The following is a 20,203-nucleotide window of genomic DNA, read 5'->3' as shown; positions in this document are numbered from 1 at the left end:
ACATACAAGCAATCCAATTAACCAAATGCAGGCAATCAAGCCTAAAGCTAATGAAACAGGATGAAGTCGCTGAAGCTATTAATTCATACGCTTACAAATTTTCGTAAGACCTTAATAAAAGGATTTCAAAAGGAATTGACTCAAGGATCTATGTTTATTCCAAGGTTTTATCTTAGCACTGACAATACTCTACAATGGGGTGGTTAATAATGCTTACGGGGCATCGCACATGGGTGTTTGATCAAAAGCCTGTCATCGTCTCCACAGGAACCGTTGGCGGTCCATTTGAAGCAGAAGGTTTGCTTGCGGATGATTTCGATCTTCTCCATTCCGATTTATGGATAAATCAAGATACCTATGAAAAGGCACATAAAGTCTTATTGGAAGAAGCGAGTACAAAAGCAATCGAAAAGGCGGGTCTTCAGAAGGAACAGATTCAATTTTTCCTTGGAGGCGACCTTATCAATCAAATAACCCCTACGAGTTTTGCCTGTCGTACACTGGGAACACCTTATCTCGGCTTATTTGGTGCCTGCTCCACCTCCATGGAGGGACTGGCTCTTGGTGCATACCTTGTCAATACCAAAGGGGCAGAGTACTTATTGACAGGAGCATCAAGTCATAACGCCGCAGTAGAAAAGCAATTTCGCTACCCAACTGAATACGGAGGGCAAAAACCTCCAACAGCCCAATGGACCGTTACAGGGGCAGGGGTGGCTTTATTAAGTAGTGCCGGGGAAGGCCCTAGGGTCACTTCAGCTACGATAGGCCGTGTCATCGACATGGGATTGACTGATCCTTTCAATATGGGCGGTGCCATGGCCCCAGCTGCTGTAGATACGATTGAAGCCCATTTAAGAGAACGGAACCTAGACCCATCCTATTATGATTTAATAGTGACCGGGGATTTAGGGAAGATTGGACATGAAGTTTCTCTGGCATTATTTGAAAAACATGGTACTCCGATTAAAGAAGAGCAATATAAAGATTGCGGTTTAATGATATACAGGGATGGTCAACCGGTCTTGTCCGGGGCAAGTGGCCCTGGATGTTCCGCAACCGTCGTTTATGGTCATTTATTGAATCGCATGAAAAAGGGAGAAATAAAACGATTGCTCGTCGTGGCTACCGGCGCCTTATTATCTCCCCTATCCTTTCAACAAAGTGAGACGATCCCATGCATTGCCCATGCCGTTTCGATTGAATATGAATGAATAACAACCATGATTCACTTGTGTAATCGGGTCATATAAGGTTTGAAGTGCCTGCTCATCCGGATGAACTTTCGCAGCTGAGGATATTGTTTTCAGGAGGGTTAGCGGATGCGGAAAAGCATGGATTGATCGGTTGTTGTCACTGGCACGATTGAAGTAACCTGTGCCGGTAAAAACAGCCTCGGAGTGTTACAAGCCATTATATTTAGAGCCAAAGGATAAGGAGGATGCTGTATGACAATAGCTTCTAATGTAAAACAATGTGTCTCTAGCCTTAAAGGAGTTGAAGCAGGTTTGTCCAGCTTAGCACTCCGGACTCAAGATGATGAATCTAAACGCATCTTGCATGAAACGATGCTGGTGGTGAATGAAGTTATGAAGGATGTACAGAAGCGCGTGGGAGAGTTAGAACGGGAAGAACCACAATATAAAGGTTTTTAAATACCATGATCAAGCAGGAGGTGTTTGGTAATGCCGGATTGGATAGAAATTGTTTTGCGTTCATTATTCTTTTTAATTGTTCTTTTTGTGATTACAAAAGTGTTAGGAAAAAAGCAATTGTCACAGCTCTCCTTTTTTGAATATGTAACGGGCATAACCATTGGTAATGTTGGGGCAGAATTAGCTACGAAAGTTGAGGGCAATGTTATACATGGTGTACTGTCCATTCTTGTTTTTGCCATAGCACCCTTCCTTGCAGGATCAATATCTCTAAAAAGTAAAACTTTCCGTGATCTTGTGGAAGGAAAAGCATCGGTTTTCATCAAAGATGGAAAAGTCATGGAAGATAATTTAAAAAAAGAGAAATATACCATCGATGAATTATTGGCATTGCTCCGGAAAAAGGATGTCTTCGATATTTCTGAAGTTGAGTTTGCCTTATTGGAAGCCAACGGGGATTTTTCCGTAATGTTAAAGAAGCAAAATCAACCTATAACACCTAAGGACCTTAACCTGTCAGTGGCTGCAGTGAAGGAGCCACAAACCATCATTATGGACGGCAACATACTTGATGAACCGCTTTCCACGATTGGACTGAACCGAAATTGGCTTCATACTGAACTGGATAAGTTGGGTGTAATCCTTGATAATGTGTTTCTTGGTCAAGCCAATTCCAACGGGGAATTAACCGTGGACCTTTTTGATGATAAACTTAAAGTTCCTTCTCCTCAAGAAAAACCTCTTATGCTCGCGACCTTGAAAAAATGCCAAGCGGACTTAGAGTTGTTTGCACTTGGAACTGAATCAAAGGAAGCTAAAGAGATGTTTAGCAAAAATAGCGAAAAGCTGCAAAGGGCAATAGATGAAGTGGCCTATATCTTAAGGAACTGATAATATATTCATTTCCTGACTTTCATAAGCGAAGTGATCAGTCCAATGATGACGATCGTCACACATGAAAAAAGAAAAATTTCGATACCTAAGGTGAATGCTGCAGCTGAAATGATTAGTGTATCTATGACGATAATCGCCAATGCAATATCCATGGAAGTAGACTTCGAGATAATTTTGGCTAACATATCCGTTCCCCCGCTGCTTGTCTCATATCGAAGCATGAGACCTATACCCATCCCTATGATGGCACCGCCAATCAAAGAACTTGTTAGTATCGACATGGAAAAGACCTTTTTCAATGGATTAAGCCAATCCATAAAAAGGGATGTCAGAAGCAATCCGTGAACACTGCTATAGAAAAAAGACCGTTCATAGTACCAGGCATATAAAAATATAGGAATACTGAGGATCAACATGGATAGACCTGTTTGAAAACCAAAGAAATAATGAAGGATGAGTGCAATCCCAATAACGCCGCCATCTATTAAATGGTGCGGAACTAAAAAGCCATTGATTCCAATACCCACCAAAAAGCTACCAACAATTACAGCAACCGCTTTTTGAAAATTAATAAAATCACCTGCCTTACATTTTATATATCCTTACTATATGTCCAAGTCAGAGCGTCAAGAATATCCATCCAAAAAAAAATTCCCCTCCTTTCACTTCAATTTAACTACGTGAAAAAGGGTCCGGTCATTGACCGAGACCCACAGTTTGTAGGTAAAAGGGGTTCGGAACACCGGAACACATATCTTTCATCACATGATGCTCCGAACCACCTGCCCCAAAGCAACACCTTCAACTTCTCAGGTATGGTTTCTATCTCTAAATGTTATAACAAAGTTGATTGGAGCGGGTGTGCGAAACTCCTGCTTAGAAAAGCGCGTCTGGGGGAGACCCCGCAGGCGCATGCCGAGGAGGCTCCCTGACCGCCCGCGGAAAGCGAGTGCCTGGAGCGGAAATCAACGTCCAAATTGTACAAGCCATAAAAAACTGTAGGGCCCGGTCATTTAGACCGGGCCCCATTCCATCATTTCAATTCTAATAACACTACATTTTCAACATGTGTCGTCATTGGGAACATATCGACAGGCTGGATATCAACTGCTTTATATCCGCCTTCTTCCAAGATATGAAGATCACGCGCCAGAGTGCCTGGGTTGCATGATACGTATACGACTTTGTTTGGCTTCATCTCGATGATCGTATTCAGAAGGGACTCTTCACAACCTTTGCGTGGAGGATCCACAACGATGACATCCGCAGTGTTGCCCTTTTGATACCATTCAGCAATAACGTTACCTGCATCGCCAACCATGAATTCTGCATTTGAGATATCATTCAATTCAGCGTTGCGGCGTGCGTCTTCTATCGCTTCTTCGACCACTTCGACACCGATTACTTTTTTCGCTTTTTTAGCTAAAAATAAAGAGATGGTTCCAATGCCGCAATAGGCATCAATCACCGTTTCTTCACCAGTCAGCCCTGCATAGTCAAGAGCTTTATCATAAAGGACTTTCGTTTGGTCTGGATTGATTTGGTAGAAGGATTTAGCTGATATCGCAAATTTCACATCACCGATCATATCATGGATCACTTCGTCGCCCCATAGTACAGTCATTTTATCACCTAAGATAACATTCGTTTTCTTGGAATTCACGTTTTGAACGATGGATTTCACTTGTGGAAGACGTTCAACGATTTCCTTCACGATTGTTTCGATGAAAGGGATACTTTTCGTTCTTGTAACGAGAACGATCATTAATTCACCTGTTTGCTTGCCATAACGGGCCATGATGTGCCGCAATACACCTTTATGCGCCTCTTCATTGTAAGCAGGGATACCAAGTTTACTGAAAATCTCTTTAACAACTTGAACGGATTCATTGATCACTTCATTTTGGATAATGCTTTCTTTTGTTTCAACAATTTCATGTGTCCGCGGTTTGAAGAACCCTGCTATTAGCTTGCCATCCTTTTCACCAACAGGCACTTGCGCTTTATTACGATAATGGGACGGATTCTCCATCCCGATGATCTGATGAACCTTCACATCCTCAAGTTTCCCGATGCGTGTCATCACTTCACGCACTTGCTTTTCCTTGTATTCCAACTGTCCTTCATAGCTCATATGCTGCAGCTGACAACCACCGTATTTATGGTAATCTTCAGTCGTGACCTCAACCCGGTATGGACTGTTTTCGATAATCTCCATCAAGCGTCCGAAGCCATAACCCTTATTAGCCTTCATCACTTTAATTTTTGCTTTTTCACCTGGAAGGGCGCTCTGAACAAAGATCGGGTAGCCATCGACTTTAGCGACGCCAGCTCCTTCATGCGTTAAATCTTCAAATAAAACCTCTATAATATCATTTTTAGCAACTGGTGCTGTTTTTTTCATATCATCTTCTCTTTTCTTTTTTATGCTAGCCTGTATTTTACCACAATAGAGGCCTCGCCACAAAACCACTCACCAATTTACCCTGTTTTTCATAAAAATATAGTGGAAGGAATTTACGGATTTTTCAAGTTCCATGAATAAAAGTTCAATAAAAAATGAAAAATAAGGAAAAACAGATGAGGTGAGGAAATGGGTTTATTTAACTCTATATCGGCCTGGAATGCTACAAGGTTAGAAAAACACCGAGCAAGTATGGAGGAAAAAGGCCTCTGTCCGGATTGTTACGGACGTGGATACAGCTCCTTCGTACCTACGGAATATCATTTTTCCGATATACATGACTGTCCCGGCTGTAATGGCACCGGAGTTTATTCTGATTGGGCAGCCATGAACGGGCAGCAAATGTAATCGCATACAGTGCCAAATTTCAAATGACTAAAAAGGACCTCCTGTTAAACAGGAGGTTCTTCTATTTCCTTCACCATATAGCGAAATTCATGGCCGCTAATCGAAATGGTTTTCATTTCCATATATCCTAATCTGCTATAGAGACGATTCGCCGCTTCATTTTCATTTTCAACGACTAAAGAAATTCTTGGATATCCCTTATGTTTAGCGTAACCCTCTACATATTGAATCAGGGCACTACCAATTCCTTTTCCTTGAAAATTCGGGTCAACGGACACAGTATCCAAATAAAAGTCTCTCATTTCCGCTTCCTTATCGAGCGTAACGCCTGGGTCTTTCATTTTCATTCTTAATTGTTTCACTATCGGTTCATCCAAACTTTCGGCATCCTTACCATGGTAAGCAATGATCAATCCAGATACTTGTCCATCATGTTCACTGACAAGCGTATTTTCATAGCTGATTCGATTCCCACTTTTCCTGAACAAATCGGCAAGAACGGAAAGTATTCTTTCTTCTTCCGTTTCGCCTGTCAATACCTCTGCAATTTCCTTAATCGCTAACCGGGTCAATACAGCTGCCTTTTCAGCATCCTCCGGTGTCGCTTTCCTGATATACATGTTTGCAATTCTCCTTGCTTCATTAAACTGAAAAGGCCACCAGATTCAGTGGCCTTTTCAACCTATTTATTTGCCGGATCGTCCGGCAGTATTCCTTGCGGGATGAATACATCAAAATGGCGGTACTGATTTACGAATTCAGCTGGGGCCATCCCGCCAAATTCCCCATCCAAGTTAAGCATCATGTCATTTTTGGCATGTACTTTAATTCGATTGGCTTTTTCATAAATGACGTTTTTATCATGGATATGTTCACCGCGCATTGCCAATGTCGCGACACGGACAATATCAGCGAGGTTTGCCTTTTTCAAAATAAGCAACGTGAACATCCCATCATTCAAAGAGGCGTCAGGAGCCAGTTTCTCGAAGCCGCCGACAGAATTCGTGTTAGCCACCAAGAAAAGCATAATCTCTCCTTCAAAAAGCTTTCCATCATATTCAATAGAAACTTCCGTCGGCTTTATTGAAGGAAGCATTTCAATTCCTTTAATATAATATGCTAGCTGACCAAGCATGGTTTTCAGCTTGATCGGCACGTCGTAGGTCAATTCGGTCAATCTGCCCCCGCCAGCAATATTGATGAAATACTTATCATTCATTTTCCCAATATCGACCGGCATCGTATGCCCACCGGCAATAATTTCGGCTGCCCCTTCGATCGACTTCGGTAAATGCAGCGCCCGGGCGAAGTCATTGGTCGTTCCCGTCGGAATGATTCCTAGTTTCGGACGTTTCTCTGCAGTGGCCAGTCCATTAACAACCTCATAAATCGTACCGTCGCCCCCTGCTGCAATAACTATATCATAGCCGCGTTCAATCGCTATCTTAGCGGCTTTCGTCGCATCCCCGGCACCGGTCGTCGCATGTGCAGAAGCTTCATAACCAGCTTCTTCAAGTTTTGCTAGCACACCTGGCAGGCTCTTCTTAATGGCTTCCCGGCCCGAAGTCGGGTTGTAAATCAACCTTGCTCTTTTCATTTCCCATCATCCTTATACATATTGATTCCATAATTTACATCTTAATCCTTCATTACATGAAAAGCAATATTCGAAAAAAAGAGGACCGTAATTCGGTCCATACCTTTATATGCATTTTACTAGAAATCGTATCAGGGAAATTATAATGCTTTTTACAATTTTATTCTAGTAAATGATTTCAATCATGGATATTGAACATTCACGTTAAATGTATCGGTAACCGTTAAAGTATGTTTCCCTTTACCAATATTGAATATCCCATTCTTTTTTACAATGCCTTCTTCACTTGTTTCTTCTTTCACTTCAGTCATCTTCCAGCTATTCTCAGGACCTTCAAGTTCCTCGACTCCTCTAGCATCTATCTTGATATCACTATTATCCTGAAGGAATACACTTAGATTTCCGCTATCCTTCACACTCCAGTCATTCAAGAGTTTTCTAGGCTTCAAGACAAGATCGGTACTTTGTCCGTCTATCTCCACTGCCAACTCAGCAGGGATTATAAGAGTTGCCTTAAGATTCTTTGTACCACTGTCCAAAAGTCCATTTTGAATCGGCAAATCCTTGAAGCTAATATAAAGCGTATCACCTTTTCTCTCAACGAGTAAATAATCTTCAGCGTTCTTCAACAACGAATCAGCATCTTTCATTACCCTCTCACCATATGTACCAAAAACGGAAACTTCTCCGTCATTACTACTTTCAATAGTCAATGGGTATGCACCAGAGTCCAGGACAACTCTCTGTATGCCTTTCCCTGCCTTTTGATTGAAACCAGGCAAATTGACCGTTTTCTCTTCACTATTCACGGCAGCCCTTACTTGATCCATCAATCCGCTTGATGTTAGCAGAATTAAAACTATTCCCGTCGTTCCAAGCAATCCCACGAAAAGAATGCTAAGAATATCATACTTTACAAAAGAACTTTCTTTTCTCGAAAAATAAATATAGAAGAGAATCTCTGCACCCAAGATTATGAACAGCAACGGCCACCATGATAGCAGAACCGTCGTCAAATTCATATCCGCAATTTGAGAAACCAGTAAAACCAAACCCAAACCAACCAGGGAGATCCCCATTGAAATCGTTCCGACTCTCCATGTTCTCATTTTGTCTCCTCCTTGGCTCTCCCTTTTTTACTTCCCGACAGCAGTTTGATTCCCCCGCCTATAAGAAGGATGCATACAAGACCTTTTTGAAAATAATCTCTAAACCAGTATTCCAAGTTTCTTCCAATCCATTCATCTAAATGAGGAGCAATCGCCGGGACGATTATATTACTGGCCAAGAAATAGATTCCAAGGCCCACCAACCCCAACCCTACCCATTTTTGATGATTGACCATTCCCGAAATGATGGGCGTATCCTCTACTGGACCCTCTTCCATTTTCGAAGCTTTTTGCAATCCATCAAAAAAACTATAAAACCAGATAATCGGAATAAGGAAAAAGAAGAAACCTAACCGGAGTAAATCCAGAATATAAATGGCGAATAAAAAGCCGGCCATCAGCTGTATCCCACGTTTTTGCAGCCCCAAATATAAGTGACCTGCACCAGGGAAAATAGCGAATAAAGTCGCGACCGATTTACTCTTCTTCCCGGATTCCCGTCTCTCCTCGAAATCTTCCAAAACGGTTCGATCGATAAGCTCCTCACCTCTTTGCTTTTTATTCAGCTGTTGAACTGAATCAAAAAAGCTGTAAATCCAGATAACAGGCAATAGTGCCATGAAAATTAACAGACCTTCCATTTGTGTCATCAAACTGATGAATATCACCATGATGCCAAGGCCTAAAAAGCCGATGAGAAAAATAAGACCACGGTTCATGAGGCCCAGCTGAAAATGCCCTAATCCAGGAACGAATGAAAGGATGATTACATAAAACCTTTCCGCTTCCGGCTGATCTGTCATTCCCTCTACATCCTCTTCACTTTTAGGATTCCTCAATGAGGTGACCACCAAATCAAATATACTGATGAAATAAAACACCATTCCAATAATGGAAAAAGCCAGAAACGCATCCGATTGACTGATCAACGAAAGAAAAAGACCACCAAGCCCCAATCCAGCCGTGGCAAGAAAATAAAATAACCCTTTATATTTCCTTCCTAGGTAAAAATGTCCGAAACCTGGCAGAAAAGATAATAAAAAAGCTAATACCGGACTTTTATTCATTTCTAAACCCCTCCTTATTTTTCTTTTCGATAGTTTCCATCCAATTAAATGTTTTATCAATAAGTCCATCGGTTAAGGACTGTGCTTCCTTTTCACTGCTTGATTCCACAGAATCCACGTATTCTGTCAATGATTGAAATACTCCGCCTGCCATCAATAAGATCGTAAATCCGGCCGCAATCAGGTAATGTCTTGTTATCGTCCGAAGTGATTTCTCATTTCGGGGTTGCTTTTCCTCTTCAACAGAGCCGCCTTTCAATCGGCCAATCGAGTCCATGATAGGACCTGCAATATCAATATCAAATCCTTCAATGTCCTGACTGATTTCTTCTTTTTCCATCGCTTCCATATAGGCGGACAAACACTTGTCACAGGAGTATAGATGATTTTCATATTCAATTTTTAGAGCCTCTGGTATTTTATCTGCCAAATATGCAACCCATTCTGCTTCAGGAACATGATTCATGAAAAATCCTCCTCTTTCCAATGTTTTCTCATCCAATTTCTCGCCCGATATAGCTTTACCTCCACAGATTTCACTTGAATCTGCTGTTCCTCTGCAATTTGCTTGAAAGTCTTTTCCTTTATGTAATAGCCATATACAACATCCCGATATCCCTCTGGAAGGTCATTCAGCTTCCGTAATACTTGCTTTCGCCTTTCATTCCGAAAAAATACTGCCTCGACATCATCAGTTAAGCCCAAATTAGCTTCCGATGAATGTTCGTCCTGCAATTCTTCCTTTTGGCGTTCCCTTTTTCTCTTTAAATCGATTGCATGATTGACCGCAATTCGGGTAATCCAAGTTTTGAAACCTTGGTTTTTATATTGAGGAAGAGAAGTGTAGATTTTGATAAAGACTTCCTGGGTAACATCTTCTGCATCCTTTTGATTCCGCAAGACGGAAAAGACGGTTCTATAAACCGTCTGTTTATAAGTTTCAATCAACATTCGGAATGCATGATCATTCCCAGCCCTAACCTTCTCAACTAACTCATCCGTCACTTCTCTTCCTCCTTTCCTGTTAAACATTCATGTAATAGACGACACAAAAAGGAGTTACCCCTACAGATAACTCAAAAAAAATCAAAAATTATTTTCAAGCTTTTCACAGTGAAGCCTTTTCTTAATCAAGAGAAAACCGTACCACTTTAAAAGTGATACGGTCAATATTAACGTTTATTGATTTCTTCCACCAAAATTTTATTAACCAGCTGTGGATTGGCTTGTCCTTTTGTCGCTTTCATGATCTGCCCGACAAGGAAGCCGATTGCTTTTTGTTTACCGGCCTTAAAATCTTCAATTGATTGCGGGTTATTATTCAATGCGTCTTCAACGGCTGTACGCAATGCGCCTTCATCGGAAATTTGGACTAGTCCCTTCTCCTTGACGATCGTTTCCGCATTTCCGCCGTTTTCAATCAATTCTTTGAAAACTTTTTTAGCGATTTTAGAAGAAATCGTGCCATCTTCAATCAGCTTGATCATTCCAGCCAACGATTCAGCAGTCAATTTGACTTCATGCAGCTCTTTACCTTCTGCATTCAAGAAAGCTGAAACCTCACCCATGATCCAGTTAGATGCTAGTTTCGCATCCGCGCCTGAAGCGACTGTCGCTTCAAAGAAATCAGCACTTTCTTTCGTTACCGTTAAAACGGCTGCATCATATTCAGGTAAGCCGAATTCTTCGACATAACGTTTTTTCCGGGCATCCGGAAGTTCCGGAATCTCGGCAGCGATACGTGCTTTCCATTCTTCATCGATATGGATTGTCAATAAGTCAGGTTCCGGGAAGTAACGGTAATCATCGGAGCCTTCCTTAATTCGCATTAGTACCGTTCTGCCTGTAGCTTCGTCGAACCGGCGAGTTTCCTGTTCGATTATGCCGCCTTCATTCAAGACTTCCGCTTGTCGGATTTCTTCATGCTCCAATCCTTTGCGAACGAAATTGAATGAGTTCAAGTTTTTCAATTCGGTTTTCGTACCGAATTCCTTTTGCCCAACAGGTTTCAAGGAAATGTTAGCATCACAGCGAAGTGAGCCTTCTTCCATTTTACAATCGGAAACGCCTGTGTATTGAATGATCGATTTCAACTTTTCCAGATAAGCATAAGCTTCTTCTGGGGAAGTGATATCCGGTTCAGATACGATTTCAACAAGTGGCGTACCTTGGCGGTTATAATCACAAAGTGAATAGTTCCCTTTATGTGTCAGCTTTCCAGCATCCTCTTCCATATGAATGCGGGTAATGCCAATTTTCTTTTTCTTGCCGCCCACTTCGATCTCAATCCAACCATGCTCACCGATCGGCTGATCGAACTGTGAAATTTGGTATGCTTTAGGATTGTCCGGGTAAAAATAATTTTTCCGGTCGAATTTCGTAATTTCCGCCACTTCGCAATTCAGGGCAATTGCAGCCTTCATTGCAAAATCAACAGCCTTTTTATTGACGACAGGCAATACACCTGGGTAGCCTAGGTCGATTACAGTCGTGTTACTATTTGGAGCGGCACCAAAATGATTTGGGCTCGCCGAGAAAATTTTAGAATCCGTTTTTAATTCTACGTGTACTTCTAGACCAATCACCGTTTCAAAGTCCATTTTTTTCACCCCTTACAGCTTAGGAAATTGTTTATGAAAATCTGTTGCTTGCTCAAATGCGTGAGCCGCGCGGTAAATCGTGCTTTCATCAAAATGCTTTCCAATCATTTGCAGTCCAAGCGGAAGCCCATTCGCTGCGAATCCACATGGCACGGATATACCCGGTACACCAGCAAGATTGACTGGAATCGTCAAGATATCATTTGCATACATCGTTAATGGATCGTCGACTTTCTCACCAATTTTAAATGCAGGCGTAGGTGTAGTCGGCCCAACGATGACATCGTATTTTTCAAACACATCTTCAAAGTCTTTTTTGATTAACGTACGTACTTTTTGAGCCTTTTTATAATAAGCATCATAATAACCGGAACTTAAGGAGAACGTTCCAAGCATGATACGGCGCTTCACTTCGTCACCGAATCCTTCTGCACGGGTTTGCTTATACATTTCTATTAGAGTTTCTGCATTATCTGTACGATGCCCGTAACGCACACCGTCAAAACGTGAAAGGTTAGCCGAAGCTTCAGATGAAGAAAGCAGATAATAAGCAGCTAAGGCATATTTGGAATGCGGCAAGGACACCTCTTCCCACTCAGCTCCAAGCCCCTCTAATACTTTTAACGCTTCAAGTACGGAATTACGTGCTTCTTCGCCAACGCCTTCACCAAGATATTCTTTAGGCACGGCTATTTTCAATCCTCTAACATCGCCTGTTAACGAATTCACAAAACTCGGCACGTCAACATTAGCAGAGGTCGAATCCATTGGATCTACACCTGAAATCGCTTCAAGCAAATAAGCGTTATCTTCAACCGTTCTTGTGACCGGCCCAATTTGGTCCAATGAAGACGCAAAAGCTACAAGTCCGAACCGGGAAACCCGTCCATATGTAGGTTTTAAGCCGACAACTCCACAATATGCCGCTGGTTGGCGGATCGAACCACCCGTATCGGAACCTAAAGAGAATAGGACTTCACCGGAAGCGACGGATGCAGCTGAACCACCCGAAGAACCGCCTGGCACATATTCCGTGTTCCATGGGTTGCGTGTTGCTTGAAATGCGGAGTTCTCATTAGAGGAACCCATCGCAAACTCATCCATATTCAATTTTCCGATCGTAACCGTTTCTTCCTTTTGTAGTTTTTGAACTACGGTTGCATCATAGATTGGATCAAAGTTCTCCAAAATTTTGCTCGCACAAGTCGTACGCAAATTTTTAGTGACAATATTATCCTTCACTCCGATTGGCATACCAAATAAAGCGCCTTCGTTCTCGCCTTTAACCAATTGATCATCCAATCGTTTTGCTTGACTGCGGGCGTTTTCTTCATCTAGTGTCAAAAATGCCTTCACCTTGTCCTCTACCTGTCCGATTCGCTTATACGATTCGTTAACAAGATCAGTGACACTTATCTCTTTCTTATGTAAGCGTTCATGAAGCTCAGAAACCTTTTGTTCGAACAACGACATCATTGTCCCTCCTTATTCAATTATAGATGGTACACGGATATATCCTTCTTTGCTATCCGGTGCATTTTTAACTACTTCTTCTACTGGCAACCCTGGTTTTGCGACATCTTCGCGCATAACATTCTTCATATCCAAAACGTGAGAAGTCGGGTTTACTTGATCCGTATCAAGCTCATTCAACTGCTCCGCGAATGAAATCATTTGGTCAAGCTGATGCTGAAACTGTTGTGCTTCTTCTTCCGTAATGGCCAAACGTGCCAAATGGGCAACGTGTTTAACTTGTTCCATAGAAATACGTGACATTCTCTTCACCTCCGAAAAAATATCCAAATCGACTGAATTTCGTCGCTTTTCTCCATATAATCATCGTTTAAATCATATCAAACTATTGCACAGTAAAGCAACAAGAGATAGAATGTCGAAAATCAATTATTTCATAAAGAAAAAGAGGTATTTTCCGGGAAATATGGGGAAGTTGCCGAAATTTCCGGGGAAATGACAATAAGGCCTTTAAAATTCGACAAATGTTCCCTTTATAATGAATTTGCTCCCTAAGATGGAAGGGTTTACTTCCTATTATATATTTTTGTTCCAGGTTAAAGGCTATTTTGAAAATCACAAAAAATAGATCCAAATTTTAAAGCGGTTCACAAAAAAGATGAAGCCGTTAAGCTTCATCTTTTTTCATTCGTATATATGCACAGTTGGTTCGTCTTGATTTGCTTCACGGACTATGAGCGCTTCAGGTCCATTAACAGAGGTAATGGATACCTGTACGGCAATGTAGTTCGGGAAACGTTCCATTACAAGCCCGGCAACATATTGGGTAAAGCCGATCGCTTCCGAGTTCCCATAAAATTGAATGGGGATATCGATGTTCAGACTTTGCAATTGATCATCCATATAGAACGCCCTGCCAATGACTCCGTTAAAGTTAGGGAAGTATTCTTCGACATCTTCTTTAAAGTTCGTGAAAGTATTGACGTCATCACGATATTTTTTTTCAGCACTAGCAGAAGGAAATAGGAAATACTCTTCATTCAAGTTCGTCCATTTTCCAATATTGTCAGAGTTTTTATCGATATTTGTATAGGAAATGAAATTCCCAGGGACTACTGAGGATTTTTCATTTTGCTCGAATAAGGCAATCGTAATCGGAACATTTTTCAGCTTGTCCATTTTACGCAGCCTTTTTAAGACTTCTGCAGCAATTTTCTCCCCTTCTTGCTTTAGCTTTTTACTATCGATTTTATTTTCATAGGTGGCACCGAATGCCTCTTTTTGATAGTAATGCACTGAATTCAAAGCAAGACCTATAACAACCCCGCCAAGGCTCACCGAATTATCCTTTGTTTTTACCAAGTAATTATGTTCTAAAATATGAGCAAGATAAATTGGATTTTCTTCATTCCGCTTATCAATGTCTCCTTTACCTGGATCAACCGGATTCAAGCCAAGGTTCTCTGAGGCCTTCATCTTCTTTTCTTTCAACTGACTATCGGTATATTTTCTGTTCAGCCAGGAAGATATCGTGGAACTATCCAGCATTTGCCCCTCTTGAAACAGGTAATCTTCCGGGTCGAATTGCGTTTGGGCCAACCGCATCAATCCATTTTCGAATTCTTCAATGTCATATCGGGTATTTAGATTGGATACGACCAAACCGCGTGCTTTTGATGGTTCAAACGGTAGGATTGTTTGATAGTATTCTTCCGAAATTTTATACTTCGGAATAATTGCTGTTTCTTTTTTGTCTTTGGAGTCTTGAACTACCTCTTGCTTTTCCTCAAAACTAGGCGCACATCCAGCAAGAAGCAGTATAAGAATCATCCCCAAAATAGAGTGTTTCCTCATAGCTACACCTCTTATTTATTTAGTTCCTCAATCAGTCTCTCTTCATCCCATACCATGACGCCTAGGCTTTCCGCTTTTTCCAGTTTGGAACCGGCATCTTCGCCAGCTATGACCAAATCGGTTTTCTTGCTGACACTTCCAGCAACATTAGCTCCTAGCGCCTCTAATTTCTCTTTTGCTTCGTTACGTGTTAACTGATGCAATTTACCCGTTAAAACGACTGTTTTACCGGCAAAAGCGGAATCGATTTCTTCAATAGCAACAGCTCTTGGCCCTTTAAAAGTAAGGTTCACACCGGCTGCTTCCAATTCATTCAGTAACGCATGGACTTCTTCCAACTCAAAATAGGCTACGATGGAATCGGCCATCTTATCACCTATTTCATTAATGGCCGTTAGGTCTTCACGGCTCGCCTTGCTTAATGCTTCCATCGTCCCGAACTCCCGTGCCAGCGTCTTGGCCGCTTTTGAACCAACATGGCGAATGCCCAGCCCGAATAGTAATTTTTCCAACGAATTGGTTTTCGAAGCTTCTATTGCTTGAAGAAGTTTATTGACGGATTTATCCCCCATCCTTTCCAAAGCAATCAGTTGATCGTATGTAAGCTTATAAATATCAGCCACATCTTGTATGAGTTCTTCTTTAAACAACAAGCTAATCACTTTTTCACCAAGACTGTCTATATTCATTGCTGTACGGGAAACAAAGTGAATCAAGCCTTCCCTTATTTGGGCAGGACACTTCGGGTTGATGCAGCGTAAAGCAACCTCCCCTTCCAGCCGGACAAGTTCACTGTTGCATTCCGGGCACTCAGTCGGCATCTTAAACTCGACTTCTTCCCCTGTACGGCGCTCTGCCAGTACATTGACCACCTCTGGAATGATATCACCCGCTTTTTTCACGACCACTTGATCTCCGATTCTGATGTCCTTTTCACGGATTAAGTCTTCGTTATGAAGTGAAGCTCGCTGCACAGTCGTACCTGCTACCCGAACGGGATCCAAAACGGCGGTCGGAGTCAATACACCCGTACGGCCGACATTCAGCTCGATATCCCTTAGGGTTGTAATGACTTCTTCAGCTGGGAATTTATAAGCAATTGCCCATCGCGGACTTTTTGCAGTAAAACCTAATTCATCCTGCTGTTCAAGGGAATCCACCTTAACGACAATTCCATCAATATCATAGGCTAAGTTTGGACGTTGTTCCGTCCATTCTACTATATAAGCTATTACTTCCTCTATATTGGAGCATGTTTTTCTTTCCCGATTCGTCTTAAACCCGAGGCGATCCAATAAATCCAGACCCTCACTGTGGGAACGGACCCCTGTTTCCCCAAAATTCGCGATCGCATAAAGGAAAATATCCAAGTTCCGTTTTGCAGCAAGTTTTGGGTCAAGCTGCCTTAACGAACCGGCAGCTGCATTTCGTGGGTTTGCAAATGGCTCCTCACCGCGTTCCTCTTTAGCCTTGTTCAATGATTCGAATGATTTTTTTGGCATGAAGGCCTCACCGCGCACTTCTATGGCAACCGGCTCCCGCAACTTCAATGGAATCGACTTGATCGTTTTCAAATTAGCGGTAATATCTTCACCGATCGTTCCATCTCCACGAGTTGCCCCTCTTACGAAATATCCATTCTCATATTGAAGAGTGACGGCAAGTCCATCAATTTTCAATTCACATACATAGGAAAAATCGTCACCTACAGATTGTCTGACCTTTCTGTCAAAATCCCGTAAGTCACTTTCATTGAAGGCATTGCCTAAACTAAGCATCGGTGTGGTATGCTCCACTTTTTCAAACATATCCAAAATGGCGCCACCGACCCGTTGTGTCGGTGAGTCCGCCGTTTGCAGTTCCGGAAATTCCTCCTCATACTCAATAAGTTCACGGAGTAACCGATCATATTCAGCATCAGGTACTGATGGCTGGTCCATTACATAATATTCATAGCTGTATTGGTTCAATAACGTTTGCAGTTCTAAAACTTTCTTCTCTGCAGCTTGTAAGTCCATACGTTCAATCCTTTCTAAAGAAGACTCCACCGCACTTCTTTTAGAAGAGCGGTGTCTAAAGTCAGATATCCCTATTCTTTACCAGTAGAAGCATATTAATAGCTTATGCTTTTTCAACTGGTGCAAATTTCGCCAATAGGCGTTTGATGCCAATTGGACTTGGGAAGGCAATATCCAGTTCTTTTCCTTCGCCTTCCCCTTTTACGCTCACCACGGTTCCTATACCCCATTTTTTATGGGATGCACGGTCGCCGACAGCCCAGCCGATTTCTTCACCGCCCGTTGCGGATGGTGCAGAAACAGCTCTTCCAAAGGCAGGCGCTTTTCTTGTTGAAGCTGTTGAAGGAGATCCGGTTCTTGAAGAACTGAAAGGTGTTTGCCTTGCTCTAGGAGCCGGTTTCGGTTTTAAATCTTCAAGTAGTTCCTCTGGTATTTCATTAATGAAACGTGAAACAGGATTCATGCTCGTCCGTCCATACAATGTCCGCATTTGGGCATTGCTTATGAATAGCTCATTTTCAGCCCTTGTAATTCCCACATAAGCCAGACGGCGTTCTTCTTCCATCTCCTCTTCATCCATAAGCGAGCGGCTGTGAGGGAAAACACCTTCTTCAAGGCCCAATAGAAAGACCACCGGATATTCAAGTCCCTTCGCTGAATGCAGTGTCATCAACGTTACCGTATTTGTAGCTTCTTCGGAATTCTCATCAAGTTGGTCTATATCGGCAACCAACGCCAGGTCAGTCAAAAAGCCCACCAATGATTTGTCCTCGCTGTTATCTTCGAATGCTTTCGTAACAGATAAAAACTCATCTATATTTTCAAGCCGGCTTTGAGATTCAATCGTTTTTTCCGCCTGCAGCATCTCACGGTAACCGGTTTTCTTAATGACTTCCTCCACAAGTTCCGTCACGGATAAGTATTCCTGCTGATTTGTATAGTTAGTGATCAGCGTATGGAATTCCCTTGCCGCTTTGGTAGCCTTCCCGCTTATCCCAACCATTTCAACCGATTCGAGTGCTTTATAAATGGAAACATCATATTGATCTGCATAATCTGCCACTTTGTCCATTGAAGTTGCACCAATTCCGCGTTTTGGTACATTGATTACACGGCGAAGACTGATGTCATCATCAGGATTCGCAATAAGGCGAAGATAGGCAAGTAAATCCTTAATCTCTTTACGGTCATAGAACTTGGTGCCCCCGACTATTGCATAATTTATATTGGATTTAAGCAGAACTTCCTCCATGACACGTGATTGTGCATTTGTTCTGTAAAGTATTGCTATATCTGAATATTTCCTGCTGCCGGCCTGAACTAACTCATTTATTTTACCGGCTACAAATTGCGCTTCCCCTTGTTCATTGTCCGCACGGTAATAGAATATCTTACTGCCATCTGCATTCTCGGTCCAAAGATTTTTCGGCTTCCGGTTTTGATTGTTATCGATGACCTTATTCGCCGCTTCAAGAATCTTTTTCGTCGAGCGGTAATTCTGTTCAAGGAAAATCATGTTGGCATTCGGGTAATCTTTTTCAAATGAAAGGATATTCGCAATATCCGCACCGCGCCAACGATAGATCGATTGATCGGAATCCCCGACAACACAGAGATTACGGAAGCGTGAAGCCAATAGTTTAACAAGCATGTATTGAGCCCTGTTCGTATCTTGGTACTCATCAACATGAATGTATTGAAATTTACGCTGATAATATTCAAGCACCTCAGGTACGAGCTGGAACAATTGAATCGTCATCATGATCAAATCATCAAAATCGAGCGCTGAATTTTTACGCAGCCGTTTTTGATATTCCGTATATACATCGGCAGTTACTTTAGTGAAGTAATCAGACGCCGTCTTCAGGTACTCTTCCGGCCCGACCAATTCATTTTTCGCTGAACTGATGCTACCCAAAATGGCACGGTAATCATATTTCTTTGTATCCATATTACGATCTTTCATGATTTGTTTTATGACCGATTGCTGATCCGTCGTATCCAATATCGAGAAGTTCCTATTAAAACCGATACGATCGATATCTCTTCGTAAAATGCGGACACACATCGAGTGGAAAGTCGAAATCCAGATATCTTCGGACGCACCGCCTAGTATGGCACGGATCCTCTCCTTCATCTCACGTGCCGCCTTGTTGGTGAACGTGATTGCAAGGATGTTCCAAGGCGCTATTTCCTTCTCGACCATCAAGTAAGCTATTCGGTGAGTCAGCACACGCGTCTTTCCACTTCCTGCCCCAGCCATGATTAAAAGTGGGCCATCAGTTGATTTCACTGCTTTTTGTTGCTGTTCATTCAAACCTATTAGTAATTTTTCCGCTAAATATTGCATTATCACACCACCTATACGAACATTCGTTTCTGTTTTAGTATACTATATTTATTACATGTTTTCATTTAACTGCCGAAACTGTTGCAAGTGCCACTTTCAAATCTTCATAAATCACATTGCCGACAACGATGACATCCGCAATCTTAGACATCTCTTTGGCTTGTTCAACCGATTTTATCCCACCGCCATAGAATAGTACGGTATCCTCCAAACTCTCTTTAGCTGCTTCCACCATCTGGACATCGCCGTAAACACCGCTGTATTCCAAATAAAAAATCGGCAGGTTGAACATTTTTTCCGCCATCATCGCGTATGCACCCACATCATCCATATCCAAATCGGTATTGGCTTTCGTCAATTGGGCCGCCTTGCACTCAGGATTCAGGATACAGTACCCTTCAACGAAAATTTCATCCCAATTCAAAAGGTATCCGTATTCCTTGACTGCTTGCTGATGCAGTTTCATCATCCAATCCGGGTTGGTGCTATTCAGGACACTCGGAATGAAATATAAATCAAACCCTGGCGTCACCGTTTCAACAGAAGAAATTTCCATCACACATGGGACTGTATATCGTCTGACACGTGCCATTAAATGAAGCACATTCTCAAGCGTGATTCCATCCGTTCCCCCGACCATTATTGCATCGGTACCGGATTCACAAACTTTTTCAAGGGCTTCATCACTTATTTCTTTATTTGGATCGAGTTTGAAAACATGTTTCCACTCGCGAAAATCGTACATTATAATCCTCCATTCACACTTCCCATTAC

General features: G+C 42.1%; 19 protein-coding genes. 4 read left to right on the top strand and 15 right to left on the bottom strand.

Annotated elements, in window-relative coordinates:
- Positions 1 to 209 precede the first annotated feature (209 nt).
- The 3 genes from spoVAD to MKY17_RS02345 all read left to right on the top strand — a co-directional run bounded on the left by spoVAD (position 210) and on the right by MKY17_RS02345 (position 2,546).
- The gene (gene spoVAD, locus MKY17_RS02355; RefSeq protein WP_098370382.1) at positions 210 to 1,214 is read left to right on the top strand and encodes a stage V sporulation protein AD; all 1,005 of its coding nucleotides are present in this window, start codon (positions 210 to 212) and stop codon (positions 1,212 to 1,214) included.
- Between the two features lie 234 nt (positions 1,215 to 1,448).
- Complete coding sequence (locus MKY17_RS02350) at positions 1,449 to 1,655, top strand: DUF1657 domain-containing protein (RefSeq protein WP_076372773.1); 207 nt, start codon at positions 1,449 to 1,451, stop codon at positions 1,653 to 1,655.
- A 30-nt stretch (positions 1,656 to 1,685) separates the two neighbouring features.
- The gene (locus MKY17_RS02345; protein ID WP_098370381.1) at positions 1,686 to 2,546 is read left to right on the top strand and encodes a DUF421 domain-containing protein; all 861 of its coding nucleotides are present in this window, start codon (positions 1,686 to 1,688) and stop codon (positions 2,544 to 2,546) included.
- Positions 2,547 to 2,554: 8 nt separating this feature from the next.
- On the opposite strand, the gene MKY17_RS02340 is transcribed toward MKY17_RS02345, so the two are convergent.
- Both MKY17_RS02340 and rlmD read right to left on the bottom strand, forming a co-directional pair.
- Positions 2,555 to 3,094 (bottom strand): YitT family protein, encoded by a 540-nt coding sequence (locus MKY17_RS02340; protein WP_311608528.1) that lies wholly within the window; start codon positions 3,092 to 3,094, stop codon positions 2,555 to 2,557.
- 488 nt (positions 3,095 to 3,582) lie between these two features.
- Positions 3,583 to 4,953 (bottom strand): 23S rRNA (uracil(1939)-C(5))-methyltransferase RlmD, encoded by a 1,371-nt coding sequence (gene rlmD / locus MKY17_RS02335; RefSeq protein ID WP_098370379.1) that lies wholly within the window; start codon positions 4,951 to 4,953, stop codon positions 3,583 to 3,585.
- Positions 4,954 to 5,142: 189 nt separating this feature from the next.
- Between rlmD and MKY17_RS02330 the strand changes: the two genes are divergently transcribed.
- Positions 5,143 to 5,361, top strand: coding sequence for a hypothetical protein (locus MKY17_RS02330; RefSeq protein ID WP_076372766.1), 219 nt, complete (start codon positions 5,143 to 5,145; stop codon positions 5,359 to 5,361).
- Between the two features lie 44 nt (positions 5,362 to 5,405).
- On the opposite strand, the gene MKY17_RS02325 is transcribed toward MKY17_RS02330, so the two are convergent.
- The 13 genes from MKY17_RS02325 to MKY17_RS02265 all read right to left on the bottom strand — a co-directional run bounded on the left by MKY17_RS02325 (position 5,406) and on the right by MKY17_RS02265 (position 20,174).
- The gene (locus tag MKY17_RS02325; RefSeq protein WP_098370378.1) at positions 5,406 to 5,981 is read right to left on the bottom strand and encodes a GNAT family N-acetyltransferase; all 576 of its coding nucleotides are present in this window, start codon (positions 5,979 to 5,981) and stop codon (positions 5,406 to 5,408) included.
- A 62-nt stretch (positions 5,982 to 6,043) separates the two neighbouring features.
- Positions 6,044 to 6,958: a diacylglycerol kinase gene (locus MKY17_RS02320; protein WP_098370377.1), complete on the bottom strand. Its 915-nt coding sequence runs from the start codon at positions 6,956 to 6,958 to the stop codon at positions 6,044 to 6,046.
- Between the two features lie 182 nt (positions 6,959 to 7,140).
- Positions 7,141 to 8,067, bottom strand: a complete 927-nt coding sequence (locus MKY17_RS02315; RefSeq protein WP_098370376.1) for a hypothetical protein — start codon at positions 8,065 to 8,067, stop codon at positions 7,141 to 7,143.
- Entirely contained in the window at positions 8,064 to 9,134 is a 1,071-nt protein-coding gene (locus MKY17_RS02310; protein ID WP_098370375.1) for a hypothetical protein, read from the bottom strand. The genes MKY17_RS02315 and MKY17_RS02310 overlap by 4 nt, the downstream gene beginning before the upstream one ends.
- Positions 9,127 to 9,600: a hypothetical protein gene (locus tag MKY17_RS02305; protein ID WP_098370374.1), complete on the bottom strand. Its 474-nt coding sequence runs from the start codon at positions 9,598 to 9,600 to the stop codon at positions 9,127 to 9,129. The genes MKY17_RS02310 and MKY17_RS02305 overlap by 8 nt, the downstream gene beginning before the upstream one ends.
- Complete coding sequence (locus MKY17_RS02300) at positions 9,597 to 10,139, bottom strand: sigma-70 family RNA polymerase sigma factor (RefSeq protein WP_260397999.1); 543 nt, start codon at positions 10,137 to 10,139, stop codon at positions 9,597 to 9,599. Before MKY17_RS02300 ends, MKY17_RS02305 begins: the two co-directional genes overlap by 4 nt.
- Before the next feature lie 167 nt (positions 10,140 to 10,306).
- Complete coding sequence (gene gatB / locus MKY17_RS02295; protein ID WP_098370372.1) at positions 10,307 to 11,734, bottom strand: Asp-tRNA(Asn)/Glu-tRNA(Gln) amidotransferase subunit GatB; 1,428 nt, start codon at positions 11,732 to 11,734, stop codon at positions 10,307 to 10,309.
- 12 nt (positions 11,735 to 11,746) lie between these two features.
- A complete protein-coding gene (gene gatA, locus MKY17_RS02290; RefSeq protein ID WP_098370371.1) occupies positions 11,747 to 13,207 on the bottom strand; it encodes an Asp-tRNA(Asn)/Glu-tRNA(Gln) amidotransferase subunit GatA in 1,461 nt (486 codons plus the stop codon).
- A 12-nt stretch (positions 13,208 to 13,219) separates the two neighbouring features.
- The gene (gene gatC / locus MKY17_RS02285; protein ID WP_076372748.1) at positions 13,220 to 13,510 is read right to left on the bottom strand and encodes an Asp-tRNA(Asn)/Glu-tRNA(Gln) amidotransferase subunit GatC; all 291 of its coding nucleotides are present in this window, start codon (positions 13,508 to 13,510) and stop codon (positions 13,220 to 13,222) included.
- A 381-nt stretch (positions 13,511 to 13,891) separates the two neighbouring features.
- Entirely contained in the window at positions 13,892 to 15,061 is a 1,170-nt protein-coding gene (locus tag MKY17_RS02280) for a CamS family sex pheromone protein (RefSeq protein ID WP_098370370.1), read from the bottom strand.
- A gap of 11 nt (positions 15,062 to 15,072) precedes the next feature.
- The gene (ligA, locus tag MKY17_RS02275; RefSeq protein WP_098370369.1) at positions 15,073 to 17,079 is read right to left on the bottom strand and encodes an NAD-dependent DNA ligase LigA; all 2,007 of its coding nucleotides are present in this window, start codon (positions 17,077 to 17,079) and stop codon (positions 15,073 to 15,075) included.
- A 103-nt stretch (positions 17,080 to 17,182) separates the two neighbouring features.
- Complete coding sequence (pcrA, locus tag MKY17_RS02270) at positions 17,183 to 19,429, bottom strand: DNA helicase PcrA (protein ID WP_098370368.1); 2,247 nt, start codon at positions 19,427 to 19,429, stop codon at positions 17,183 to 17,185.
- A gap of 61 nt (positions 19,430 to 19,490) precedes the next feature.
- Positions 19,491 to 20,174, bottom strand: a complete 684-nt coding sequence (locus MKY17_RS02265; RefSeq protein WP_098370367.1) for a heptaprenylglyceryl phosphate synthase — start codon at positions 20,172 to 20,174, stop codon at positions 19,491 to 19,493.
- Positions 20,175 to 20,203: the final 29 nt, after the last annotated feature.

The sequence above is a fragment of the Peribacillus sp. FSL P2-0133 genome, from assembly GCF_037975445.1.
In the GTDB taxonomy this organism is placed as follows: Bacteria; Bacillota; Bacilli; order Bacillales; family DSM-1321; genus Peribacillus; species Peribacillus simplex_E.
Note: the sequence above shows the minus strand (reverse complement) of the source record. Positions and strands in the feature narration are given on the sequence as shown.